Source organism: Anaerobacillus alkalilacustris (assembly GCF_001866005.1).
GTDB classification, from domain to species: domain Bacteria; phylum Bacillota; class Bacilli; order Bacillales; family Anaerobacillaceae; genus Anaerobacillus; species Anaerobacillus alkalilacustris.
The window spans coordinates 1-25,916 of record NZ_MLQR01000033.1; the positions used below are offsets into that span (position 1 = coordinate 1).

Here is a 25,916-nt window from a genome sequence, read left to right on the forward strand (position 1 = left end):
CCGCTAAAGCAGGTGGATTTGGACATAAAATGTCGACGACTAAAGTCGTTTCTTAAGACTGAAGTCCTCTCAAAGTCCAACATGCTTAAGCAAACTAAAATTTGACTAAACTCATTCTTCAATCCTAAATATGTCGTTCTTTTCTTCATTAAACTGGTTTGCAATATAATTTCTAATTGTTTCTTCATCCACATTTCCTACTGTGGCACAAAAATAACCTCTTGCCCATAAATGTTGTCCCCAATATTTCTTTTTCAGTTCAGGAAATTGATCCTGGAGTAGCCTAGAGGATCTTCCTTTTAGGTACTGCATAATTTTACTTGGGGCAAGACTTGGTGGACATGATAACAATAAGTGGATGTGATCTTTTCCAACACTTCCTTGTAAAATGGTGATGCCTCTCGCTTCGCATCCTTGCCTGATTAGCTCTCGTGTTCTTATGGCAATCGGACCATATAATACTTTATATCTGTATTTTGTTACCCAGATTACATGATATTTGATATCATAAACTGCATGACTATTCTTTTTATAGCCGTCCATACTTTTCACCTCACAACTTAAGTATGGACATCGAAGTGTAAGGCTAAAAGCGTATACCGTCTAAAGACGGTGGAGTTAGACCACGCATTTGGAAATTAAAGGTAGGTGGCTATGCCCCTTAAATACAAATCAGTTTGATTAACACGCACATACTAGTTTCATCCTTACTAACAATATTTTCATTTGTAAAAGCAAATTAACTTTTACGGAAGCTCTTTAAGCCCTCATTTATTTCTTTTGTTTGTTTATAAACCTCTTTATACCATTTATAAAGTTCTTGATACCTTTCAACGTTTTCTAAAATCGGCTCATAAACTTTTTCTTCTGCCGTAAAGTTACTAGCACATTCTTGTAATGAACCGAACCAACCAGCTCCGTAAGCCGCTAACATTGAAGCACCTACTGCTGGGCCTTGCTCGCTAGATAGCTTCACAATTTTGGCATTAAAAACATCTGCTTGTATTTGTAGCCAAGTCTCATTCTTTGCACCACCACCGATAGAAATGATTGTATCGATTGTCTTGCCACTCTCTCTAAAAATTTCGATCGATTCATTTAATGAAAACGTAATTCCTTCAATTACTGCTCTTGCAAAATCAATGCGTTTATGAGATGCGTCCATCCCAATAAAGCTTGCGCGAATCGTTGCATCAGCGTATGGTGTTCTCTCTCCCACTAAATATGGTGTGAAAAGAAGCCCATTTGCCCCGATTGACACTTCACCAAGTCCCTCTAAAAGAGAATCAAACGCTTCATTTGGGGCAAATGTATCTTTAAACCAACTTAAACTATAACCTGCCGCTAACGTTACTCCCATCGTGTAAAATGCATTTTCTTGCCCATGGTTAAAGTAATGGACTTTGCCAGCAAAATCACGATCTTTTGTTTCTTCATAAGAAAGAACGACACCTGAAGTTCCGATACTACAAAGGGTTTTCCCTTCTGATAAAATAGAAGACCCAATTGCACCGCAAGCATTGTCGGCTCCACCAGCAAATACTTTTGTTGTAGTCGCTAATCCTGTTTCAAGAGCAAAGCTTTCAGTAATTTCTCCAACAAAATTATGGGATTCAACGAGAGGTGGGCATAATCTTTCATTAATTCCTAGTAATTCACATATTTCTTTACTCCATTGTTTCTCTGCTACATTTAAAAGAAGTGTACCAGCTGCATCAGAGAACTCACTATGAATTTCATTAGTCATTTTGTAACGTAAATAATCTTTCGGTAACATAAATACAGCAGATTTTTCAAAAATTTCAGGTTCATACTGTTTGATCCATAAAAGCTTTGGCAAAGTAAAGCCTTCTAACGCTGGATTTTTTGTTACATGTAATAGTCGCTCTTCACCAACAATTTCATAAATTTGCTGGCACTGTTCAGTCGTTCTTGTATCATTCCATAAAATTGCATTTCGTAACACTTTATGATTTTCATCCAATAAAACTAGACCGTGCATTTGACCAGAAAAACTAATTCCTTCAATATCCGCTATATTTCCTTCAAAATGATCGACTAACTCCCTTAAGGCTATGGTTGTTTTTTCTACCCACTCGTTAGGATCTTGTTCACTATAGCCAGATCTTTCTTGAATTAATGGATAAGACTTTGAAACCTCATGACAAACCTTTCCTTCTTGATTCATTAATAATACTTTTACGCTACTAGTACCTAGGTCAACACCAATAACATACTTCATCAACGATCACCCTTTATGCATTTTCATCTAAAAAATATGCTGGAAAACACTTATCATCCAGCATATTTTAAAACATTAATTTTTCAATTACTAATTAAGCGTTAACTGTTGCATATGCTTCAAGAATATATTTGTTTAAAATTGCTTTTAAATACTCTTGTCTTCCAGACTTATTCTTAATTTCCCCAAGGCTTAATGCATATTTTTCTAACTTATGGAAATTAGCTCTACCTTCAACGATCTCAAGACCAATTCCTTCAGTGAAAGAGCTATAGCGATCAGCAACAAAGTCTTCTAAAACATTATCTTCAAGTAAACGTTGCGCAACTTTCGTACCAATAGCAAGCGCATCCATTCCAGCAATATGAGCGTGGAATAAATCTTCTGGATCAAATGAACCTCTTCGTACTTTCGCATCAAAGTTTAATCCACCAGTTCCAAGCCCATCATTTTTAATAATTTCATACATCGCTAATGTAGTAGAGTAAAGATCTGTCGGGAATTCATCTGTATCCCAACCAAGCAGCGTGTCACCTTGGTTTGCGTCAACTGAACCTAACATACCGTTAATACGTGCAACATGTAATTCGTGCTCAAACGTATGGCCAGCAAGTGTTGCATGGTTTGCTTCAATATTAAATTTGAAAGTATCTTTTAAACCATATTGTTGTAGGAATGCTAAACCTGTAGCAACATCAAAGTCGTATTGGTGTTTTGTTGGCTCTTTTGGTTTAGGTTCAATTAAGAATTGTGCATCAAATCCAATTTCTTTTGCATAGTCTTTTGCCATATGGAAGAAACGTGCAAGATTATCTAACTCAAGCTTCATGTTTGTGTTTAATAACGTTTCATAACCTTCACGACCACCCCAGAACACGTAGTTTTCTGCACCTAGTTCTTTACCTACTTCTAAACCTTTCTTTACTTTCGCTGCAGCATAAGCAAATACATCTGCGTTTGGAGCTGTTGCTGCACCGTGCAGCCATCGTGGGTGAGAGAACATATTTGCAGTATTCCATAATAATTTCGTTTTGCTAGTTTTCATGTAATCTTTAATCATCGGAACAATAATATCTAAATTTTTGAATGTTTCACTTAATGAATCAGACTCAGGAGCAACATCAAAGTCATGGAAGCAGAAATAGGGAATGTCTAACTTTTCAAAAAACTCAAATGAAGCTTCGACACGAGCTTTCGCTAAATCTATACCGGATAAATGGTTGTATGAGCGTACCATTGTTCCTTGACCAAATGGATCTGTACCTTCTCCAGTTAAAGTGTGCCAGTACGAAACTGCAAATCGCATGAAATCTTCCATTCTCTTACCATTGATCATTTCTTCTGGATTATAATATTTAAATGCAAAAGGGTTAGTTGAATTAGGCCCTTCGAATTTTACTTTGTTTACGTTTTCAAAATAACTCATTTTATATACCTCCAATTATTTATTTCTATTACATTCATCTTTATAATAACTGTTAATCACGACAAACTCTTTTGACTTTATCAATGCATTCATAGCAAAAAACCACGGATATTCAAGTTATTTCATCAATCGAACTAACTAATCGAAATAATTCTCACATAGACTTCTATTTGTCTTATGAGTAAGTCTACTATTAAACTGTCCCCCTTCACCTCTCTTTCATATATTAAATACTTCTCGATAATCACATTTTATTACATTCAACTTAGTTTGTCTATCGAATAAACTAAGTTTTGTTTTTTTATCTATTTATGATATAACTAGTTATATAGTTTATATGATCATTTTTTACTAAATGGATGATGTGGGGAGAATTAAAAAATGTCTTGGAATCAACAATTAGTTAAAGTTAACAATAAATCACTTATTTTAAATACGATAAAGGATCAAGGACCATTGTCACGAGCCGACCTATCCCAACGATTAGGATTAACCAAAGGTACGGTCTCTTCATTAGTCAGCGAATTATTACACGAACATTTATGTTATGAGACTGGCCCAGGGGAATCAAGTGGCGGGCGTCGACCTGTGATGGTTTCATTTAACCAAACTTCCGGATATTCTATTGGCATCGATTTAGGTGTCAATTATATCTTGGGGATTATCACAGATTTGAACGGTACTATTATTGACAAAACAACTACGCATTTTCAAAAAACTACTTATTCGAATACAGTATTAGCTATCAAAAATATTATTAGAAATTTATTCTTAAACACCCCAGATAGTCACTATGGTGTAGTAGGAATCGGGATCGGAATACCTGGTATTATTAATAATCAAGGGAGAATTTTGCTGACACCTAACTTAGATTGGGAGTACGGTAACCTTCTAGAGGAAATTCAACAAGAGTTTCAGTTACCTGTTATTATTGAGAATGAGGCAAATGCAGGGGCATACGGTGAAAAATTCTTTGGTGCAGGTCGAAATTATGAAAACCTAATTTATGTTAGTGCAGGAATCGGGATTGGAGTAGGTATGATTTTTAATAATAAGCTATACAAAGGTACGAATGGTTTCTCAGGAGAAATGGGACATATGATTATTCAAACAGATGGGAGAGAATGTAGTTGCGGAAGCAATGGTTGCTGGGAGCTCTATGCATCTGAAAAGGCTCTACTTGAAGAAGCTAACCATATTCTTAAAGATGAACAGCCATTCAACTTAGAAGCACTTATTGAACTTGCAAGATCGAATAAAGAAATAGCTAGCCTATTTAAACAAGTTGGTTATTATTTAGGAGTGGGAATCAACAATATCATTAACACGTTTAATCCAGAACAAATCATTATTGGAAATCGCCTAGCAATGGCTAAAGATTTGTTAGACGAACCAATGAAAAAAGTAATTAAAAATAACACCTTAAAACAACATCAAGAAAATTTAAAAATCACTTTTTCAAATTTAACAATTTATTCAGCAGCTCTAGGTGTTTCAGCATATGCTACTGAAAATTTTTTAAAGTCAGATTTAGCTAGATATAAGGATTAGTTGAACCTGAGAAAACAAAAAACTAATTATAAACAGTGCGATTGCTAAACATAACGGAGTTCAGTTTACAGGTGCAAAACTTGTTTTGACTCTAATTTTACACTCAAAATTTTAGAGAACTCGTTCTAGCTTCGCTAGAACATCGGAAATTCTGATGGAGTCTCAACTCCACCTATGGAAGTTCCCACCTACGCTACGCTTAGAGGTGGGGGTCTATACCCTTAAGTACAAAACAATTTGATCAATATATAAGAAAAGCGTAAGGCGCCTTGATCACGGGCTTTGCTCCTGTGCCACTCCGTTTGCTCAAGAGCAATTGTTTTTCGTGCGACGAGTAACCGCAGGAGCAAAGCTGCATGAAGCTATTCAGAGACGTTATTCATGTAGTTATTGAAGTCAGTAGCTTTACTGAAGTGACCGAGCTCGTAGGCTGCTTGCGCTAGACAGTTTCCAAGTTAGAAATTTATAAATTCTGATACTGTAAGAAAAGGATGGCATTTGCCATCCTTTGGACATTTATAGAGTTTCATAGTTATTGCTTTTCTAACGGACTCAGTAGACCTTATTTTACCGATTTGAGCAAATTTTTGGAGCTATCGGACATGAGGTACGTTATTTCATGAAAATCTGCTATGTTTGGTGCTAAATTTAGTAGATAACGAACCTGGTGTCCGTTACCCATTTTAAAATACCCCTTTGTTCACAAATAACGGCTCTCTAGTCCGATAGAGTTAATATTAAGCAACATCGCCTATTACACTAAAGCTCTTCGTTTGTTGAATAAGTTGCATATCTATGTTTTCGTCCATTACATTAGTCATAAAAGATAAAATTTTCGGTTTGTTCATCGGAAACACTGGTTGCCATTCGCTTTTGCCGGTTTTCTTTCTCTTTATGCGCGATAACACCTCTCTTATGCGCGTTTCTCTTTTTCTACGTAATACAACCAAAACAGCGTCTTTACTTACTACGATAATCCTTAATATACTGTTGAAAGTCCCATTCTTTCAAAAACTCCTGCGCCGACTTCCTTCCCAATTCTACTAAGTGAAGTTTTTGTTTTTTTGAAATTCGAAAATCTGTTGCACCAACTTCAATTTTTGAAATAAAAACGGTTCTAACCGCACCATCCTTCTCAATATACTGTTTATCATGAGCCTCAAGCATCGTACGGATGATTGCTAAAGCTTTTGTCACCGGTCCTCTAATTTTGGTCTTTTCATTCAATAATTTAGGCCCAGACAATCGATAACCAATCGTTGGCCAACGTGGTATTCCTTCTACATCAAAAATCCAAATTGGATAATTGCTAAGAAGCCCACCATCAACAATCGTATAACCTTTTATTTGATCTGGTACAAAAAAGAACGGGATTGAACTACTCATCTTTACAGCTTTGGAAATCGGAAAAGTGTCTGGATCTATTCCATAAAACGGGAGATCGTCAGGTAAGATCGTCATTCTGTTCCTAGAAATATCCGCAATGACAATTTTCAGCTTACCTTCAGGCAAATCACCAAATGTTGTTTTTCCTTTCTTTTTTAACACTTGTTCCATCCATTTTTCCAAAACCGTTAACTTATATATCCCATTTTTGAATGTTAAACTTATCATTGGACCAACTAGTGGGATTTTACTAAGCCATGTTTTTTGTTCAATCTCTTCGAATGGAAAATCGATCATTAAGTCTTTTATTTCTGAAGAACTATACCCCACTGCTAGTAAAGCTGCTACGATTGAGCCAGCTGAAGTTCCTGCAAGCCGTTCCCATTTGTAACCCGCTTCTTCAAATACAGAAATTGCACCTATATGAGCTAGACCTTTAATCCCACCACCTTCAAAGACACCGTCAACTTTCATGAGGCCATCTCCCTTCTACTTTATTTTACATTTTATTAAGTAAAGAGGATGTACTATACCTGACAGTTAGGTAGTATGGTAAAAATATACCGAAATAGAGCCAACATTGCTAATCTACAATGTTGGCTCTATAATTAACTGTTATTCAGCATACAATCTCCACATGACGCTTTGGAAATCACCTTGTCTATAAGGAATGTTTATACCTACATTCATTAATTCATCACCAAAGTATGACTCTCCAAGTTCAACGACTGTATATTTTTTGTTTGGATCTAACCCTTTAAGCTTCACCGTTATAAACGGCATGTTTGCTTCGTCTAATACTTTGAAATGTGCAAATACAGCTTTGTTTTTATCGTCGGAAACAAATGTCCAAGCTGTTTCGTTCCCTTCAAACGGACTAGTAATTCGATAAAAATCACCATATTGGATAACCGGACGAATTTCTTTATAGAGATTCACTTGATCTTTCACGATTTCTTGTTCTTCTTCTGTAAGCTTTGTTAGATCAAGTTCATATCCTAAGTTTCCTGACATCGCTACATGCCCTCGGATATCCAACGATGTAATACGTTGCACTTGATGGTTAGGAACAGCAGATACATGGGAAGCCATTGAACTGATCGGGTACACCAAACTTGTTCCGTATTGAATTTTCAAACGAGAAATGGCATCGGTATTATCACTCGTCCATGTTTGCGGCATATAATACAACATTCCTGGATCAAAACGACCACCACCACCTGAACAACTTTCAAATAATATATGTGGGAATTTCGTTATTAGCTCTTCCATTACTTGATACACACCAAGCATAAAACGGTGAGCTACTTCTCTTTGTCTTTCTGGTGGTAAAGCTGCTGATCCTGCCTCAGTCATATGGCGATTCATATCCCACTTCACATATGTGATTGGCGCATTTGAAAGAATTTCTGTCATCATCGCAACAATTTCATCACAAACTTCTTTTCTTGAGAAGTCTAAGATTAACTGATTTCTTCCTTCTGAAAGTTTTCGGTTTGGTACATGGATGCACCAATCAGGGTGTTTTTTGAACAGTTCACTTTTTTCAGAAACCATTTCTGGTTCAAACCATAGACCAAACTCCATATTTGTCTTTGTAATATCTGATGCAAGTGATTCTAATCCATTTGGAAGCTTGTTTTTATCGACAAACCAATCCCCTAGTGACGTATGATCATCGTCACGTTTACCGAACCATCCATCATCTAAAACAAATAGTTCCATTCCAAGGTCCTTACCTTTTTTAGCAATGTCTTTAATTTTTTCTTCATTAAAATCAAAATAAGTTGCTTCCCAATTATTAATTAAGATTGGACGTTCTTTTTCTTTAAATTCACCACGACATAAACACTCACGGTATAGCTTATGGAAGGTTCTAGACATATCCCCTAATCCATTTGAAGAATATACCATGACAACTTCTGGTGCTTGGAACGATTGACCTGGCTCTAGAAGCCATGAAAAATCAAATGGGTTAATTCCTACAGTTACACGAGAAGTAAAGATTTGATCTACTTCTACAGATGCTAGGAAATTTCCGCTGTATACAAAGTTAAATCCATATGCATCACCATAATCTTCATTTGTTTCTTTTCGAACTAATGCCATAAACGGATTTTGTTGGTGACTACTCGTTCCTCGACGGCTTTCAATCGATTGAACCCCATTTCGAAGTCTTGTTCTTTCAATATGTCTTTCTCTTACATGAGCTCCGTAGAGAGTTATTAAATCATACTCGGAGTCTTGAAAATCGACATTCATACTAGAAACTTTTAAAAGCTTTAAATCTTGATCGCCACCATTTTCAAGACGTACAGAGCGTGTGATAACATCATAATTATGAAAAGTAGTATAGGCTAAGACAACTTTTAAGCCAATTAATTGATCTTCTAGAACAATTTCTAACGTGTCAGCCTCATCATCACTAGCAACATAAGTTGCTGGTAGGCCCTCTAATTTCGGTTTTCCTTTTATGATATTGTGTGATACGTAACGAAGATCTGTTACTGTGCTACCATTTTTCAATTGAATTTGATAAGCAGGTGAACGAAAATCAGTATTTCCGTAACCTGGATACTCTTGTGGAAGGGTATCTAGAGAAAATGTTCTGTCAGTAGCTGGTGCAGGATTTGCTGAGAAACCACGATCTAAAAATCTAACTTTATTTGCATGGTTATATTCTTTAATTTTTTTACCCCAATATTGATGAACTAAATAACCTTCGCCTAATACTTTCATAATATAACTAGTATTTTTTGCTGTTAAATGAAATGTTTTTGTTTGTGTATCGAAATTTATAGCCATAATATCCTCCACTTTTATTATTTAATTGCTCCTTTTGTCACTCCACTAATGATCCATTTTTGTGCAAATAGATAAACGATAATCATCGGTAATAACGCTAATAAATAAGACGCGAACGCAAGGTTGTAATTTGTACCAAACTGTGATTGGAATACGTATTGAACTAGCGGTAATGTGTGGTGACTTCTATCACTTAAAATAACTAATGGTAATAGGAAATCATTCCAAGCCCATAATGCTGTAAAAATTCCAACTGTTGCATTCATTGGTGCGAGTAGCGGGAAAATAATTCTCCAAAATACTCCCCATCTACTACATCCATCTACTATGGCTGCTTCCTCGAGTTCTTTCGGGATAGCTTTAATGTATCCGACATATAAGAACACGTTAAATGCCAACCCATATACGATATAAAGAAAAATTAAACCTGTTGGATTCGTTAAATTTATGGCACTCATTTGTTTTACAATCGGTAACATGATGATTGGAAACGGTACGAACAACGCACTAACAAAGTAGTAATACAAAAACTTGAACGTTTTTTTATGTTGATTTCTCGCAATGGCATAAGCAACCATTGAATTTGTAAGAAGTGTAAAAACAACGGCGAAAAATGTAATATAGAAACTATTTTTAAAGGCATTGAAGAAATTGGTCATTTCAATTGCAGTTGTAAAATTTGTAAAATTTAACTGACTAGGCAATGCTAAGATTGATTGAGCTGTTTCTTGTGGTGTTTTAAATGCATTTACGACTGTAATATATATCGGAAAAAGAATTAAAATGGTGCCTAGGATTAAGAGAGTTGTAACTTTCCAATTGATTCCATTGCGATTCATTACATCTCAACCTCCCTTTTCTGTAATTGACGAATTTGAAATACTGAAAATCCTACGATTACGATAAAGTAAATAACTGCATTTGCTGACTGATAAGCAAATTCTCCACCTGTAAATCCACTACGATAAATTAAAATTGAAATTGATTCTGTTGCTCTCCCTGGTCCACCACCAGTAAGACCCATAATGTGATCAAATACCATTAAAAAGTTTTTCATCGCTAAAACCATGTTTATTGTAAAAAATGGTGCGATTAACGGGAACGTAATTTTCCAAAATTCCTGCCATTTGTTTGCGCCATCTAAATTAGAAGCTTCATATAAATCATCTGAAATCGTACTAAGTCCAGCTAAGTATAAAATTGTATTAAAGGCTACTGCTTGCCATACGGCTACAATAACTACCCCAACCCAAGCTAAATCTGGGTTACCTAATATACTTGTTGCTAAGAAAGTAATTCCTAAATTTTGTGCAATCGTTGGTACAAAAATTGACAAAATGTAATTAAAGATAAATCCGACAATTAAGATACTTAAAATATTGGGCATGAAGTATACTGCACGTAACGTACTTTTAAACTTAATTTTTGCATTTAACCCTAATGCAATTAAAAGACTAAAAATATTAACTAAGATGGTTGAAACAATGGCAAACTTAATTGTAAAGAAATAAGCATCCAACGCTCTCCCATCTTTAAATACATGAATATAGTTTCTAAGTCCAATAAAATCCCAGTCGCCATATCCTCTCCAGTTTGTAAAACTGTAAAATACACCTTGTAAAACAGGGAAAGTATGAAAGGCAAAAAAGAGAATTAATGCTGGTAAAACCATGAGTAAATAAACCATTGAGGATTTTTTATTATTCATACTGTAGCCTCTCCTTTAGTTTTAAAAAATTCTTAATAAACTTTCATTCTTATTGACTTTAGTTTCACTTCTACTTTAAGGCCATAACGTTCATGTTCATTCTTTCATGTACAAGTTAGGAATTCTTAAAGTAGAAGTAAAACATTTTATTAATAAGGGGGAATGTTCTTCCCCCTCTACATTTAAATTATTGACGTGCTTTTACTTTGTCGTATTCGTTATCTAAGGTTTGTAAGAAGCTATCGACATCTTTCTTAATTAATAACTCCTGAATTAAGTTATCAAATCCCATACCTGGGAAGTAGTAGTGGTCAGCGAAGCTAGTTATTCTACCTTCTTCAAAGTTAGGACGTAAATCAATTACTGTCGGATCTTCTTGAATAACACCTTCTACAGCTGAAAATAGCTTTTGTTGATCAATATAGAATTGCATATTTTCTTCTTTTAAAAGGAAATCAATAAACTTCTTTGCTTCTTCAGGGTGTTTTGCATCTGCAGACATTGTTAATAAGATATCTACACCTGAAACTAAACGATTTGCATCTGGATCATTGGTTGCTGGTAGAGCAAATGCACCAACCTCAATATCAGGGTTAGCATCTTTAATTTGACCAATTGCCCAAATTCCTTGCATGTACATAACTGATTCACCATTAGCAAAAGCGGCATTTCCTAAACCATAGTTTGAACCAAAAACATCGTTATCTGTATAGTCTAATAGCATTAACATTTTTTCCGAAACTTCGCGATAACGTTCTGAAAATGTAGTCTCACCAGCAGCTAGTTTATCAAAGAAATCGTCTCCATGAAGGTTTGATGCTAAAGCATTCCATGGTGGAAGTACTGTCCAAGCTTCACCATATGTTGAAAAGAATGGAGTTTCTCCAGCCGCTTCGATTTTTTCAGCAATTTCCATCAATTCATCCCATGTAGTCGGGATTTCTAAACCAAGCTCCTCAAATTTTGTTTTATTGTATAAAACTGTGTTTGCATTTGCAGAATGTGGTAATCCATGAATTTGATCAGAGCCAGTAATTCTACCGATCATTTCAAAATAAGAAGGAATGATTCTATCTACATTTTCATTTCCAGTAAAATCATACAGTACTCCTGCCCTAGCTAACTCTCCATAAGTTACGTTCCCATTAATACTCATAATTTCTGGAAGATCATTTTGAGTTAAACGAGACATTAATACTGTATCCGACTCAGGAACATTATTTTGTGTTATTTTAATATTCGGATTTTCTTCTTCGAATTTCTTAATTAATGTATCAAATGTCCCTACAGCTTCTTGTTTAAATTGAAAGAATTCTAAATTCACTGTTCCATCAGCGCTTTTCTCACTTCCAGTTTCTGTATCTCCAGCACCACATCCGACTAAAAGAGCTGCCACAATCGATAAAGACATAATTGACGTAAATAATTTTTTCATTAGGTATTTCCCCCTTTTTGTTAATCGCTTTCATTTTAAAAAAATAAAATATGATTACTTCACGCCGTTTGAATTAAGTTACACCACCACCTTTCAGTATTAATTTCCTTGTTAAGTCTTTCCACCACACGATTCCCTTATGATCAGCTTTGTAGGCACTTCGACTTTTAGTGGTACTTCTCTCCCTTTTATTCGTTCTAATAGCAAGTTCACCGCTGTCCGCCCCATTTGTTCACTGTAAATTTTGAACGTTGTAAGAGGTGGACTGACGAATTCAGCCATTTCAATATCATCAATACTGACAATTGCAACATCTTTTGGAACATGAATATTCGCTTCATGTAACGCTCGTATCGCACCGATGGCCATTGGGTCACTGGCAACAAAAAATGCTGTAGGCATGTCTCCTTTTACTATTGCTTTTTTCATGAATTGATAGCCATTCAAGGTTGACCAATCTCCTACATATAAATCTTTTGAATTGAAAACCCCTTCCTTTTTCATCATAGTTTCATAGGTCTTCCTTCTAATTTCTTCATTACTTACAACCTTTGTTAGTTCGAAATCATCCTTAAATCTTTGCTTGTATTCAATCCCACCTATAAAACCTATTTTTTTATGTCCTAACTTGAATAAGTACTCCATCACTTTACTCGAACACTCTTCAAGATCACATATAATAGAGTCATAGTTTTCTGAATTCGGATTACTATTTACAAAAACAACATTTTGATTATGTTTGTAAATTTTCTCTAACTCAACTATATCTACATCACCTACAACGATTAACCCCTCTAACTCTTCTAATGAATATTCATTAGAGCTTCCCCCTCTTACACGAATTGTTTTTACTATTTCCAATTCCAATTCCATACATTGTTTTTCTATCCCTTGACGGATAGATAGAAAGTAAGAGTCCTCGTACTCCTCTTCTTGACTACACCACATAACAACTCCAATGTTCACGTTTTCATTAATGTCATTATTTGGAGTATGCGGCCTTCTTTTAGAAGAATAATTAAGCTTATTAGCAACACTTAATATTCTATCCCTCGTTTTTTCCATTACCGTCAATGTTTCATCACTGTTTAAAACTCTGGAAACTGTTGAAATGGAGACATTCGCTTCCTTCGCTATATCCTTAATCGTAGCCAATTTTTTCCACCCAATCTTTCGATAACAAAACAAGTAAAGTTTTACCTTGTATTTTACTTGTTCCCACGTGATAATTATAAGATAACAGAATAAGAATTCTATTTCAACACTTTTTTTTACTAATAGATAAAGTTTTTGAAAACGCCAATAACACTAGAAAAACACTACGTATCAAAACATTTAAAGGAAAAGGTACAAATATACACAAACAAAAATACAAGTAAAATTTTTACCGATATTTTTGTTTATAAAAAGTTTGATTTAGCCGACATTAGTAAAAATACAAAAAAACAAGCTATAATAATAGCCTGTTTTTTTGTAGATTTTGCTTATTCTTAATTCGTCCATGATAATACTTATACACCTGTTATTGGTTACCGCCACACGAATCTCTTACAATTAACTTTGTAGGAACAACAACTTTAAGAGGAATAGTTCTACCTTCTATTCTTTCCTGAAGTAAGTTAACTGCTGTCCGTCCCATTTGTTCACTATAAATTTTCACTGTCGTCAGTGGGGGACTAACAAAACCTGCTATATCTATATCATCGATACTGACAATCGCTACATCTTCTGGTACTTTTATTTTTGACTCATGCAGCGCTCTTATCGCACCAATAGCCATTGGATCACTAGCAACAAAAAAAGCTGTAGGTATATCTCCCTTTTCAATTGCGCTTTTCATTGTTTGATAACCACTTGCGGTTGTCCAATTATCTATGTAAATATTTTTTACATCAAGTAACCCTTTCTCTTTCATTATTTCTTCATACGTTTTTCTTCTGATTTCTTCACTACTTTCTCTCTTATCAAGCATTTTTTCATCGTTAAACTTTTGCTTGTATTCAACTCCACCTATGAAGCCGATCTTTTTATGACCAAGTTGAAACAAGTAGTTCAAGATCTTTTCTGAGCACTTTTTGAGATCGATTGTAACAGAATCGTATGTCGTAGGGTCTGGATCATTATTTACAAAAACAATATTGGTATTCTGATTATATACTTTCTTTAACTCTTCTACATCTATATTACCAACTACAATTATTCCATCTAATTTATCAACAAGATAGTCTTTGGAACTGTTTCGAACACGTATGATTTTTGATAATTCAATTCTCTTTTCCGCACACTGTTTTTCTATTCCTTGCCGAATTGATAAAAAGTACGGATCGTTATATTCATCTTCTTGAGTTGCCCACATGACAACGCCAATGTTAATGCTTTCAGATCGTGGTGGATTTTGATACTTTCTTTTAGGAGTATAGTTAAGCTTTTTGGCGATAGCTAAAATCCTTTTTCTTGTTTCTTCCATTACTGTTAAAGTTTCATCATTATTCAAAACTCTAGAAACAGTTGAAATGGATACATTCGCTTCTTTTGCAATATCTTTTATCGTAGCCAATTTCGTCACCACCTTTCTTAATTTTAGCGAATTTACTCACAAACAGATTAATAATTAACATGACATATTACATATATTATGATAGTAAAAACTAAGGTTGTAAACAACTCTTCTCTCAAAACCAAAACAACACCACTCATAAAACGAGGGGTGTTGTTTTTTAAAATATATTTTCCATTTCTTAACCGTTACAAACTCACAAGCACATCTTGACTTCTACTCCATAATGATCAGATATAATCGGCTTATTTATATTATTAAAAATGACATTTGATTTTTCAACATTACATTGAAAATTTGAAAAAATATAGTCAATTCTTAAGTCATGTTTGTTCTTATCCCAACCAGCAATTTTTCCGATCACCGTTTTCCCGCTATCTTTTTCTTTAGCTAAGTCAAAAGTGTCGTAGTATCCATTAGCCAACATATAGTCATAACCTTCATCTTTAACAGCGGCATCGCTATTAAAATCACCCATCAGGAAAATTTTTTCTGATTTTATTACATGTGAACATAATAAATCTAACTGTTTTTTTAGCGGCTCTTCTTCATCGCCCCACCATCCAAGATGACATGAATAAAAAGAAATCGGTTCATTATTGTAGGTAATCTTCGCCCCAACAATTTTTCTTGTTTTATGATATTTGATATTTCCCGACTGGGACACAAAGAATGAATATTCCTTCTCAATTTTGTGTTTAGTTAAAATCGCTAGTCCTTCTTCATATACTTCATATGCGAAATGAGAAAAGTCCCAAAAATAATTATATTCCTCTACACCAAGCTTTTTTAATTCATCTAGTAATATGATCATGTAATTATCTTTTTTGACATTGCGATCTAATTGCTCTTCGTCGACTGACTGACTAACTTCTTGTAATGCGATCACATCATAGGAATTTTCTTTTATGGTTTTTGCTAAAGTCTTAATTTTTTCTAACTGATCTTCCTCTTGCCACGCATGGCAATTTAATGTTAATAATTTCATTTCATTTAAGCCCCTATTCGGTCTTGAATATCTGATTTTAGAACATCTGCTTTCGGTCCATAAATAGCTTGAACTCCCTTATCTTTAACGATTAATCCTAAAGCTCCATTCTTTTTCCACTCTTGTTCTGAAGCCACTTCAGCTGTATCCTTTACAGTTACACGTAGACGAGTCATACACGCATCAACGTCAACAATATTATCTCGTCCCCCTAATAAAGCAATTATTGAATTAGCTAAAGAATGATCATTTTCATTTGAAGCAGTATGACTACTTTGATCATTTCCATCATCAATATAATTACCTAAACGACCAGGTGTCGCGTATTTAAATTTCTTAATCATAAAATTAGCAACTAAGAAATTTAATCCGAAAAAGGCGATACAAGCCGCAAAAAAGAACACGAAATCTAACCATAACCCTGCTTTCATAATCATCGGTGTTCTTGTTAGTAATTCAATCATCCCCATAGAGTGAAGACGAATATCAATAAGATCGACAATAGCGAAAGCAAATCCAGTCATAATTGCATACACAACATAAAGAACTGGCGCAACAAACATAAACATAAATTCAATTGGTTCTGTAACACCAGTTAAAAATACTGCTAAACCTGCTGAAAAGAACATTGATTTATATTTTGTGCGTTTGTCAGGATCAACATTGCGGTACATCGCAAATGCAACACCAATTAAAGCTGCAGTAGATAGAATCATTTGTCCTACTTTAAAACGCGCAGGAGTTACTTCATTTAAAAGTTGATTATACCCCGCCAAATCTCCTACTGAACGTAGATTATTCAAATCAGAAATCCAGGCGAACCATAAAGGGTCTTGACCTGCAACTGTCTGCCCAGCATTAGCTCCAGATAATATCGTATAAGTACCTCCAAGTGGTGTAAAGTTCATCGGAATTGTTAACATATGATGTAAACCAAACGGAAGTAATAATCGTTCTACCGCACCAAAAATGAATGGTGCAAAAAACGGAGCTGTTTCTCTAGACGTTGCTACCCAACGTCCAAATGCATTTAAGTTCCCTTGAATGACTGGCCAAATAATTGACAATACTATAGCGGTTACAATCGACCATAAGATTACGACGAATGGAACAAAACGTTTACCGTTAAAGAACGCTAAAGCTTGTGGTAGTTTATCATATTTATAGTATTTATTAAATAGAGTTGCTCCCAAGAATCCGGAAATTATTCCAATAAATACCCCCATATTTAAGGCTGGCGCCCCTAATACATCCGTGAAGAAATCTTGTACAATAAGTTCACTACCAAAGAGCGAAGTAGCAGTGGCTTCAGAGTCTCTTAACATACTATTATTAACACCAAAAATGGTACCAGTAACACGGTTGATGACGATAAAAGCTACTAGTGCAGCAAAAGCTCCACCAGCTCGCTCTTTTGCCCAAGATCCACCAATCGCTACAGCGAATAGAATATGCATGTTACTAATAATTGCCCAACCAATCCCTTCAATTACCGCAGCACTGGTTTGAACGAGACCTAAATCAACTTCAAACATAGCAATCATTTTACCAAGAGAAATCATAATCCCAGCGGCCGGCATAACAGCCACCACCACTATTAGTGCTTTACCAAATTTTTGCCAAAAATCAAACGATGTGATTTTCATTTTTTCATCTCCCTTTATTTTTGTTTAGTTTGAGCAAGCGTTTGCACTAGGTAACAAGAAAAACATTAGCTCCATAGTTCACGGAATGTCAAATGTCACTGGAATTTATTTACATCAGCTGTTATATCGCTTCCAAAAAGGAGTGATAAATTGAAGTGACCGAACTCGTGGGCGCTAGAGCTAGACAGCTTCCAAGTAGGAAATATAACTATATTAATTTGTATACTCTAGCTTCATATGGTTTTAATAACATCTTATCGGATACAACTTGTACCTTATAATTGCTAATATATAATTCTTTTGATTTCTTATTTAAATCTGTAGGTAAGGTAATACTTGTTTCTTCACCAAATAAATTAGTGATAATTAAAAATTGTTCATTTTCTAGGGTTCTAGTATAAGCATAGACTTGTTCATGTTCTTCTAAAATCAAATCATAACTTCCATAAATCAAAGCTTCTTCCTGTTTTCTTAGTTTTATAAGGTTTTTATAATAATGATAAATTGAATAACTATCTTTTATCGCTTGTTCAACATTAATTTTAGTATAATTAGGATTTATTTTTAACCAAGGCTTACCTTCTGTAAAACCAGCATTTTCTTTATCGTTCCATTGCATTGGTGTTCTAGAATTATCACGACCATTTTTCCAAATAACTTCCATGATTTCTTGGTGTGATTTACCAGCTTCTCTCTCATTCTTATAGAGATTTTTAATAGCTACATCATTGTAATCTTCAATTGAAGAAAATTTTACATTTGTCATTCCGATTTCTTGTCCTTGATAAATGAACGGGGTCCCTTGCATAAGAAAGTACATCGTTGCCAGTGCTTTTGCTGATTTCTCTCGGTATTTATCACTATTTCCCCAAGTAGAAACCGAACGAGGTTGATCATGATTTTCCAAGAATAAAGCATTCCACCCTTTACCATCAAGTTCCTTTTGCCATTTAGTTAGGGTTTCTTTTAGACCAGCTAGGTCTATACCTGTATCCGTACCTTTCCCCCATAAGTCTAAATGTTCAAATTGGAAAACCATATTAAAATATCCTCTATCCTCACTAACCCATTCCTCTGCATGTTCTGCTTTGACTCCATTTGCTTCTCCGACAGTCATAATATCATATTTATCAAAAGTTTCTTTCTTTAACTCTTTTAGAAAAACCTCAATCCCTTCTTGATTCATATGACCGTCTAATGATGGAACATACTTTAGTTTCTTTGGGTTGGGCAGATCTGGAAATCCAGCAACTTTTTTAATGTGAGAAATGGCATCAACACGGAAACCATCAATCCCTTTATCTAACCACCAATTTATCATTTCATATAAGTCTTTTCGAACGGTTGGATTTTCCCAATTTAGATCTGGTTGTTTTCTTGAAAATACATGCATGAAATATTCTTCAGTATTCTCGTCATATTCCCAAGCAGAGCCGCCAAATATTGATTCCCAGTTATTTGGTTCATTATCTTTTTCACCAGGGTGCCAAATATAGTAATCTCTATATGAGTTTTCCTTTGAAGAACGCGACTCAATAAACCAAGGGTGTTCATCTGATGTATGATTAATAACAAGGTCCATAATCAACTTCATATCTCGATTATGTACTTCAGCGAGAAGCTCATCGAAATCAGCCATTGTTCCAAAATCAGCCATAATTCCTTTATAGTCACTAATATCGTAACCGTTATCATCGTTAGGCGAACTATAAATAGGACAAATCCATATAACATCAATTCCTAGTTCTTTTATATAATCAAGTTTCGAAATTACACCTTGAATATCACCGATTCCATCTCCATTAGAATCCATAAAACTTCGTGGGTAAATTTGATATGCAATCGCTTCTTTCCACCATGTTTTTTTCATGCTTCTTCCTCCAGTTATTTTTTCTATTTACTAACTTTAGTTCTTACAATCAAAATAATGGGACTATTTCTTTTCAAGTATAAAATACCACACCACTCAGAAAAGAGCAACCGTTTGCACTGGTTTTTTTTCATTAAATTTACAATTTAATTAACGTATTGTTTTATAAATTAAACGTAAATCAACGTGTATTTATAAAAATAGACTATAGAAAACTATATCAAGTTCTCGACTGAAGTGATCGAATTTGTAGTCACTGTAACTAGTCCGCTTTCATTTCCTAGTCTAGCTAACGTATGATCATGATTATAAATATACCAATCACAGAAACAACTGATAAATGTAAACCGTTCGCATGAAATCCTACTTCAAATCCTGACTTCCCTACAAATCTACTAACCATTAAGTTTAATCCTGAAAAAGGACTTAACACTGTAGAAGTAGCCCAAGAAAGAATAAGTAGCATCGCTAGCGCTAAAGTGCTGATTCCAATTTCTTCGGGATTTAATTGCATTGCTAAAGCTGTAATAACAGCAATTTGATGTAATCCCACATAAGTAAAAATCAAGATAATTGCCATTACAGCTATTGAAAATAATAATAGTGATGTGCCAGCAATGTTTGTTAATAAATAACTCACATCATTTGCAAAACTTGTTCCTTGGATCGCATGACCTAAAAGTCCTGCGCTCGTAAATAACATAATCTCATTATTCATCATTGGAATAGATACTTCTTTATATGTTTGCCAATGGGGACAAAGACGAGCCCACCCATTATTAAATAATCCCCAAATCAACGGAATGATTAATGAAATTAAACTTACTATAACAATCATTGACCATTTCGTTACATATTCTATTGTCAAAGAAGTAGAAATTAAGATTAACACAAACAAAGCTAACTTAATAAGTTTGTTTCTTTGGTTACTTTCAAGATCAATTTCTGGCAATGCATTTTGATTAAGAGGATGCTGCCGCTCCCAAACTGCAAACAATAAATTTCCTACCAATAAAGAGAGAAACGATAGCCCCAAACCATACAATATATATTTACCTACTGGCATTTCTAAATAATATAGAACTAATGAAACAGAAGCAAAGTATGGTGACCACATGATTGCAGTAGAAAATCCAATTAAATAGCTCTTGGCCGACATTGCTGAAGGGATTTTTAGGTCTGCCAAAAATTCATTAACTAGTCTTACGGAACCTAAGCTTAAGATAGGACTTAATATAAACAAAGAAGTTGTTATGCCAGCAAACATTCTTTTCGGATGATGAAGCAAATTTCGTAAAAGTGAATTAACCGCTTCGAAATAGCCTTCTAGTTTTAGTGGGATAGAGATAAGTGGTGATAACGTGACCAGGCATACTAGAGGTAAAATTAATAATATTCCTTGGCTCACTCCCTGTATCCCCGCCCCCTTATTAAATTCAAGAAAAATTCCTAATGTCATCATAAATAAACTGATCACCCGGAGAAAACCTCTTACTCTTATTACACTAAATAAAAAGGCACTTATAGCTAAGCCAGCCACAATATAATCCAACCAAGCAAACCTTAGAAAGTACTGTATTAAAAATAATAAGCACATAATTAAAATTATGTAACTTCGCATTCCACCTTGTCACTTCCTTTTTTAAATCAAGAAATCGTAAGACACAAGAAAATTGACACAGCTTTACAATAACTGTGTCAATTGAGTGTACTCGATTATGATTAAATCCTGTATTATTTTCGTATAAAGTGAATTTCATAAATACAAAACTGAGCCACAAAAAAATATGACTAGTTATGAACGATTTAGCGTAACTAGGTATAGCATCTTATTGGTTAGAATAATAAATTATGAAATTCTTTATTCTATTTTTAGTTTTTCGTTTTTTCCCAGTCTGCTGCAAATTTCTCAATTCCTTGATCTGTTAACGGATGTTTCGATAATTGCTCAATAACAGCATATGGAATTGTCGCAATATGAGCTCCAGCCATAGCAACGCGAGTGACATGGTCTGGGTGTCGTACAGAAGCAGCAATAATTTGGGAATCTAGTTGATGAACACGGAATAGTTCAGCTATTTTAGTTACTAATTGTACACCATCTTCAGATATGTCATCAAGTCTTCCTAAAAACGGCGAAACATATGTAGCACCTGCACGCGCAGCTAAAAGCGCTTGGTTTACAGTAAAGATAAGTGTAACATTTGTCTTTACACCTTTTTTTGAGAGATATCGACATGCTGCTAATCCCTCAATCGTCATAGGAAGTTTAATCGTAATTTTTTCATCTCCGCCGTTTATTTTCAAAAGTTCCTCTGCTTCTGCAATCATTTCTTCAGCAGTCACAGCATCTGGAGATACTTCTGCAGATACAGATTCAACTTCAGGAACCGATTGACAAATTTCTTCAATACGGTCTTCAAACTTAACCCCTTCTTTCGCAACAAGTGAAGGGTTCGTTGTTACCCCTGATAATACACCGATTTTGTTAGCTTTGATTATGTCTTCAAGGTTTGCAGTATCGATAAAAAATTTCATGAAATTATCCTCCATATCTTCTTTTATTTCACACTTTGATAAAACGTCAACCCAGAAAAGTACACATCTACATAATTTTAAGCGCTTCCAACAGATTGGTATCATAATAGATTTTGAAAAATTAGAAATGGGTTAAATTTACAATAATATAAAAATAAAGACGTTGTCAATAAGGATAATTTCCAAAATTTATTACACTGCACATTTTGACTATAGAAAAAGTACTGCATAGTCATTGTTATAAAATCACTTTTTATCCAAAAAATGTTTTTACTTTTATAAAACTTATCATAATAATCGATTAATTATTTGCTTCGTAACACCTTTAGCGTTTTCCATTTCTGACCAAATTCTATCCTTTCATTCTAGAACGATAAAAAAATCCTCCTTTTCATAAGTGAAAAAAGAGGATTTAGATTTCTATTTTTTTAAACAATTATCGTTGTTGTAAGCTTTCTATAAATTGATCGATCATGTCTGCTAATTCTGAAAATATTTTTTTCATAACCAGCCACCTTCTTTCCTTTAATTATAGCTTAATTATGCTAGGATTGAAGGATAATTCCAAACTTAGAAAAAAACAAAGAAAACGAAAACAATGATGATGAAAGCGAAAAACATCACCACTTTTTTATGATTTCTCAGTTTTTTATACTCTTTAAACCAATATATTTAACCTAGTTTTTTCAATCATTTACATTAACCTTTTCCTGAATAAAGTGATAAAGAGCTCCTATCATTCCAGCGTCATTTCTTCTATGTTTACATGCTTCAATTGGGACTTTTACTTCATTCCAAAATTCGAGTTGACCAAGTTGATCACTAATGTCCCCTACAAGGCTTTCTCTCGCACTTACGCCTCCACCAATCAATATTTTTTGAGGGTTTAAAGTTGCTGCTAAATTATAAATCCCAAAGCTGATGCTTTCTAACCATTTGTTGATAAGTTCTTGGACATCACCTTCTTCAATTGCTTTAGAAAACACAACTTCACCAGCAACCTTTTCATCTTTATCTATCTTTTTTAACTGTTTATACGCTTGAACAAGTGAAGAAGTCGAGGCATTAAAGTGCATGATGTCATTTTTCATTCCACCACGAGTGATCATAAAACCAAATTCGCCACCTCTAAAACTATGACCATGGAGAATTTGTCCATTGACGAAAATACCACCACCAATACCTGTACCGATCGTTACAACAATAAAGTCTGAACAATCTTGTGCATGGCCATTCCACTTCTCTGCTAACGCCGCACAATTTCCATCGTTTTCTATTTCGACATGGTAAGGAATTTTGTCTTCGAGCAATTTTTTTAAATTTTGGCCATCTAGAGCAATAATTGAACCGGCCTTCTCCGAATAACCAGTACTAGGGTTAATATATCCAGGTAAACTAACTGCAACCCCACTAATTTCATTAGTAGTAGCATACTTGATAATAGTTTGAATCATATCTGACACAAACGTATCTAATTCGCTACAGTTTGTATAATAACTACCTTTAGATAAAATCGTCCCTTCCTCAGTTAATAAGCCGTGTTTTACTTTTGTTCCGCCAACATCAAGGGATATATATTTTTTCATTCACGTCTCTCTCCTTTAGTAAAAATTATACACTTATACTTTTTCGAAATACTTGTTCTAAAGCTATTTTAAATTCCATCTTTTTTATGAACTTTATAATTTATTATTCTAGCCACTATGGTACTATATCTAGTTCCATTAAAACTTTTTTGCAACTGGATATAGTACGAGTGACTCGTTTTGGTAATTATGAAAGTCACTCTATTAAATAACAAAATTAATAAAACGTTTTCGAAATCAATTCTCTTTAATAGTAATCTTTTTATTATTATCATTATTGTATCATTTAGCGAATATTTGTATTTTTTTAAGATTAGCAAGTGAATTTCTATTTTTAGAGGTATTAATTTGAATAGTCAACAAATGTCCTTTATAAATTACTATCTTACATTAACATTTGTAAGGCTTGTAGTTAATTCTAAATCAAATGTTTTTCTTATAAAAGCACCTCCGTTAAATTGTTAGTTATCATTTCACTTGAAAGTTCCTAATTTACCGCATCTATTATCTAAACAAACATCAGCTTTAAAACGAAAACAACCTCCACACGTTTGTAGGAGGTTGTTTTTGCTCTGCTTATTAATACTTATTATCTTTTAGCGTATAATATTGTTTGACGATAAGGCTTACCAAAGGACTGTCTTTTCGTAACTTTGTATATTTTTCAATCGCTGCTTCTATTCCTTCTTGTTTTATTGTTGCTTGTAATTCCATAGCTTCCTCATCATCTGCATGATCGTATAATAGGGTTGCAGCTATACCTTTAGCTAGAAAGATAGGATCTTCTCCTACTATTTCAATGAATTGCTTAGCAGGGCTTAAAAATCTGTCATTTGGTCCAAGTTTTCTAAGTGGAGAACGTCCAACTCTTGTTACTTCGTCAATAATAAACGGGTTTGAAAACCGTTCCATAATTTTTTTTATATAGTTTGAATGAACCTCACGATCAAATTGATATTTTTTTATTAATAATTCACCAGTTTCATTGATTGTATTTTCAACAAGGTCCCTAATAGCTGCTATTTTCATAGTTTCAATGATTGTATCTATACCAGAATAATAGCCTAAATAAGCAGCAGTCGTATGGCCAGTATTCATTGTAAATAATTTTCGTTCAATATAAGGGTTTAATCCCTTAACATACGTAATACCAGTTATTTCTGGTCTTTCACCTATCATCTGTGTTTCATCTACAACCCACTCAAAGAAAGGTTCAACCATAACCATTAATTTATCTTCATTTGATTGGTTTGGTACAATTCTGTCGACAGCAGCATTTGGAAAAGCAAAATTTTGTTTAAATGCTTCTTTTTCTTCTTCACTAATCTTTTCATACACTTTTTCTTCTAGAAACGTACTACCACCAACCATATTTTCACAAGCAATAATATTTAATGATTTACGGTTTTTCGTTAACCTTTTTTTTAGCCCTTCGGCAATAAGACCTGAAATCAATGGAAGTATGCTTGGACCAACAGCAGTCGTCACTAAATCAGCATGTACAATTGCCTCAATGACCTTCTCTGGATCCAATTGGCTATTGATGGCTTCAACATCCTTAACGATAAGTTCCTCCCTAGACTTTTCAGCTAAAACAATTCGATATTCTTTTCTATCATTTATTAAATCAACAATTTCTTTATTTACATCAACGAAGCATGTTTTGTAACCAGATTGATATAATAAACTCCCAATAAAGCCTCTACCGATATTCCCCGCTCCAAAATGTAATGCTAACATTTAGTTCACCTCTTCAAAAATTGATAAGATCTCTTCTTTTGAGTCTGAATTAATAATTTTGATTACATTTTCTTCTTCAGAACATACAATTGCGATTTGTGAAAGGATCTCGAGATGTTCATTATCTTTTCCGGCTAAGCCAATTAATAGCTTTACGATATTTCCATTTCCGAAATCTACACCATTTGGTACTTGGACAATAGCAATACCAGTTTCTTTTACTGACTTCTTAGCTTCATCTGTACCATGAGGTATAGCCACGTAATTCCCCATATAGGTTGATGATAATTCCTCACGTAAAAACATTTGATCGATATAATCTGAATTAACATAACCGTTTTTCTCCAAAATGCTTCCAACTAATTGAATTGCCTCTTTTTTATTAGCTACTTCTACGTTTAATAAAATATTTTCTTTAGGTAAAATTGATAATGTCAT

The 25,916-nt window shown here is 34.2% G+C and carries 19 protein-coding genes; 1 reads left to right on the plus strand and 18 read right to left on the minus strand.

Annotation, left to right across the window (positions count from 1 at the left end):
• Positions 1–111: 111 nt before the first annotated feature.
• The 3 genes from tnpA to xylA form a co-directional block, all read right to left on the minus strand.
• The gene (tnpA, locus tag BKP37_RS14290) at positions 112–543 is read right to left on the minus strand and encodes an IS200/IS605 family transposase (RefSeq protein WP_071310300.1); all 432 of its coding nucleotides are present in this window, start codon (positions 541–543) and stop codon (positions 112–114) included.
• A 196-nt stretch (positions 544–739) separates the two neighbouring features.
• Entirely contained in the window at positions 740–2,242 is a 1,503-nt protein-coding gene (gene xylB / locus BKP37_RS14295) for a xylulokinase (RefSeq protein ID WP_071310301.1), read from the minus strand.
• Between the two features lie 94 nt (positions 2,243–2,336).
• On the minus strand, positions 2,337–3,668 hold the full coding sequence (xylA, locus tag BKP37_RS14300; RefSeq protein ID WP_071310302.1) for a xylose isomerase: 1,332 nt from the start codon (positions 3,666–3,668) through the stop codon (positions 2,337–2,339).
• 381 nt (positions 3,669–4,049) lie between these two features.
• Between xylA and BKP37_RS14305 the strand changes: the two genes are divergently transcribed.
• Positions 4,050–5,219 (plus strand): ROK family transcriptional regulator, encoded by a 1,170-nt coding sequence (locus BKP37_RS14305; RefSeq protein WP_071310303.1) that lies wholly within the window; start codon positions 4,050–4,052, stop codon positions 5,217–5,219.
• A 960-nt stretch (positions 5,220–6,179) separates the two neighbouring features.
• Here BKP37_RS14305 and BKP37_RS14310 read toward each other — a convergent pair.
• From BKP37_RS14310 to BKP37_RS14380, 15 genes are all read right to left on the minus strand, one after another.
• Positions 6,180–7,079 (minus strand): patatin-like phospholipase family protein, encoded by a 900-nt coding sequence (locus tag BKP37_RS14310; protein ID WP_071310304.1) that lies wholly within the window; start codon positions 7,077–7,079, stop codon positions 6,180–6,182.
• Positions 7,080–7,220: 141 nt separating this feature from the next.
• Positions 7,221–9,410, minus strand: coding sequence for an alpha-galactosidase (locus BKP37_RS14315; RefSeq protein ID WP_071310305.1), 2,190 nt, complete (start codon positions 9,408–9,410; stop codon positions 7,221–7,223).
• A gap of 17 nt (positions 9,411–9,427) precedes the next feature.
• Entirely contained in the window at positions 9,428–10,249 is an 822-nt protein-coding gene (locus tag BKP37_RS14320) for a carbohydrate ABC transporter permease (RefSeq protein ID WP_071310306.1), read from the minus strand.
• Positions 10,249–11,118 carry a carbohydrate ABC transporter permease gene (locus BKP37_RS14325; RefSeq protein ID WP_071310307.1) on the minus strand — a complete coding sequence of 290 codons (870 nt, stop codon included), beginning with the start codon at positions 11,116–11,118 and terminating at the stop codon, positions 10,249–10,251. The genes BKP37_RS14320 and BKP37_RS14325 overlap by 1 nt, the downstream gene beginning before the upstream one ends.
• A gap of 187 nt (positions 11,119–11,305) precedes the next feature.
• A complete protein-coding gene (locus BKP37_RS14330) occupies positions 11,306–12,553 on the minus strand; it encodes an ABC transporter substrate-binding protein (RefSeq protein ID WP_071310308.1) in 1,248 nt (415 codons plus the stop codon).
• Between the two features lie 111 nt (positions 12,554–12,664).
• Positions 12,665–13,708, minus strand: coding sequence for a LacI family DNA-binding transcriptional regulator (locus BKP37_RS14335; protein ID WP_071310309.1), 1,044 nt, complete (start codon positions 13,706–13,708; stop codon positions 12,665–12,667).
• Positions 13,709–14,075: 367 nt separating this feature from the next.
• Positions 14,076–15,110, minus strand: coding sequence for a LacI family DNA-binding transcriptional regulator (locus BKP37_RS14340; RefSeq protein ID WP_071310310.1), 1,035 nt, complete (start codon positions 15,108–15,110; stop codon positions 14,076–14,078).
• Between the two features lie 196 nt (positions 15,111–15,306).
• Complete coding sequence (locus BKP37_RS14345) at positions 15,307–16,098, minus strand: endonuclease/exonuclease/phosphatase family protein (protein WP_071310311.1); 792 nt, start codon at positions 16,096–16,098, stop codon at positions 15,307–15,309.
• A 5-nt stretch (positions 16,099–16,103) separates the two neighbouring features.
• Positions 16,104–17,744, minus strand: a complete 1,641-nt coding sequence (locus BKP37_RS14350) for a PTS transporter subunit IIBC (protein ID WP_071310312.1) — start codon at positions 17,742–17,744, stop codon at positions 16,104–16,106.
• A gap of 208 nt (positions 17,745–17,952) precedes the next feature.
• On the minus strand, positions 17,953–19,614 hold the full coding sequence (locus tag BKP37_RS14355; RefSeq protein WP_071310313.1) for a glycoside hydrolase family 13 protein: 1,662 nt from the start codon (positions 19,612–19,614) through the stop codon (positions 17,953–17,955).
• Positions 19,615–19,903: 289 nt separating this feature from the next.
• Positions 19,904–21,091: a hypothetical protein gene (locus tag BKP37_RS14360; protein WP_139193141.1), complete on the minus strand. Its 1,188-nt coding sequence runs from the start codon at positions 21,089–21,091 to the stop codon at positions 19,904–19,906.
• Between the two features lie 395 nt (positions 21,092–21,486).
• Positions 21,487–22,152, minus strand: a complete 666-nt coding sequence (fsa, locus tag BKP37_RS14365) for a fructose-6-phosphate aldolase (protein ID WP_071310315.1) — start codon at positions 22,150–22,152, stop codon at positions 21,487–21,489.
• A 686-nt stretch (positions 22,153–22,838) separates the two neighbouring features.
• Positions 22,839–23,738 (minus strand): ROK family protein, encoded by a 900-nt coding sequence (locus BKP37_RS14370; RefSeq protein WP_071310316.1) that lies wholly within the window; start codon positions 23,736–23,738, stop codon positions 22,839–22,841.
• A 579-nt stretch (positions 23,739–24,317) separates the two neighbouring features.
• Complete coding sequence (locus tag BKP37_RS14375; RefSeq protein WP_071310317.1) at positions 24,318–25,478, minus strand: mannitol-1-phosphate 5-dehydrogenase; 1,161 nt, start codon at positions 25,476–25,478, stop codon at positions 24,318–24,320.
• Positions 25,479–25,916 (minus strand): PTS mannitol transporter subunit IIA, encoded by a 438-nt coding sequence (locus tag BKP37_RS14380; RefSeq protein ID WP_071310318.1) that lies wholly within the window; start codon positions 25,914–25,916, stop codon positions 25,479–25,481.

Coding starts and splice junctions, on each gene's coding strand:
- BKP37_RS14380 (WP_071310318.1), bottom strand. CDS start 25,916: ATGACATTATCAATTTTACCTAAAGAAAATATTTTATTAAACGTAGAA.
- BKP37_RS14355 (WP_071310313.1), bottom strand. CDS start 19,614: ATGAAAAAAACATGGTGGAAAGAAGCGATTGCATATCAAATTTACCCA.
- tnpA (WP_071310300.1), bottom strand. CDS start 543: ATGGACGGCTATAAAAAGAATAGTCATGCAGTTTATGATATCAAATAT.
- BKP37_RS14370 (WP_071310316.1), bottom strand. CDS start 23,738: ATGAAAAAATATATATCCCTTGATGTTGGCGGAACAAAAGTAAAACAC.
- xylA (WP_071310302.1), bottom strand. CDS start 3,668: ATGAGTTATTTTGAAAACGTAAACAAAGTAAAATTCGAAGGGCCTAAT.
- fsa (WP_071310315.1), bottom strand. CDS start 22,152: ATGAAATTTTTTATCGATACTGCAAACCTTGAAGACATAATCAAAGCT.
- xylB (WP_071310301.1), bottom strand. CDS start 2,242: ATGAAGTATGTTATTGGTGTTGACCTAGGTACTAGTAGCGTAAAAGTA.
- BKP37_RS14330 (WP_071310308.1), bottom strand. CDS start 12,553: ATGAAAAAATTATTTACGTCAATTATGTCTTTATCGATTGTGGCAGCT.
- BKP37_RS14315 (WP_071310305.1), bottom strand. CDS start 9,410: ATGGCTATAAATTTCGATACACAAACAAAAACATTTCATTTAACAGCA.
- BKP37_RS14320 (WP_071310306.1), bottom strand. CDS start 10,249: ATGAATCGCAATGGAATCAATTGGAAAGTTACAACTCTCTTAATCCTA.
- BKP37_RS14350 (WP_071310312.1), bottom strand. CDS start 17,744: ATGAAAATCACATCGTTTGATTTTTGGCAAAAATTTGGTAAAGCACTA.
- BKP37_RS14375 (WP_071310317.1), bottom strand. CDS start 25,478: ATGTTAGCATTACATTTTGGAGCGGGGAATATCGGTAGAGGCTTTATT.
- BKP37_RS14325 (WP_071310307.1), bottom strand. CDS start 11,118: ATGAATAATAAAAAATCCTCAATGGTTTATTTACTCATGGTTTTACCA.
- BKP37_RS14305 (WP_071310303.1), top strand. CDS start 4,050: ATGTCTTGGAATCAACAATTAGTTAAAGTTAACAATAAATCACTTATT.
- BKP37_RS14345 (WP_071310311.1), bottom strand. CDS start 16,098: ATGAAATTATTAACATTAAATTGCCATGCGTGGCAAGAGGAAGATCAG.
- BKP37_RS14310 (WP_071310304.1), bottom strand. CDS start 7,079: ATGAAAGTTGACGGTGTCTTTGAAGGTGGTGGGATTAAAGGTCTAGCT.